The organism is Streptococcus fermentans, assembly GCF_040888305.1.
In the GTDB taxonomy this organism is placed as follows: domain Bacteria; phylum Bacillota; class Bacilli; order Lactobacillales; family Streptococcaceae; genus Streptococcus; species Streptococcus fermentans.
Window position 1 is genome coordinate 1 of sequence record NZ_JBFNFG010000026.1, and the last position, 474, is coordinate 474.

Annotated in this window: 1 protein-coding gene; it reads left to right on the plus strand. The window is 40.5% G+C overall.

Going from position 1 to position 474, the window contains the following annotated elements:
• On the plus strand, positions 1-418 hold a 418-nt coding region (locus tag AB2B50_RS09685; RefSeq protein WP_320693334.1), incomplete at its 5' end, for a sigma-70 family RNA polymerase sigma factor.
• Between the last annotated feature and the right edge of the window lie 56 nt (positions 419-474).

The following is a 474-nucleotide window of genomic DNA, read 5'->3' on the forward strand; positions in this document are numbered from 1 at the left end:
CCGAAAAGATTATTATCTCCACCTGTGGGAAAAAGAGGATTGGGACCAAGAAGGAATGATCTGTCTCCATGAACTGCTTGAGGTCCATCCAGAACTAGTGGAAGAAGAAAAGAAACTCTACGTCTACTTCAAAACAAAATTTCGCAATCGAATCCTTGATAGCGTCAGAAAACAAGAGAGTCAAAAACGTCGTCTAGACCGAATGCCCTACGAAGAAGTAGGAGAAATTAGCCATCGCCTACCAGAAGGAGGATTGTGGTTGGATGATTACTACGCCCTTCATGAATTGTTGGAAACTTATAGAAGAAAATTACCAGAAGATAGACAAGAAGCCTACGAACGCCTCTGGGCAGACGAACGATTTAAAGGCCGCAAAGCCCTTCTCAGAGAGCTGAAGGAAACATTACAAGACTTCTAAAAAAAAAATTAAAAAAAGGTGTTGACAAAGCAAAAAAAGTCGGTATAATAGTAAGA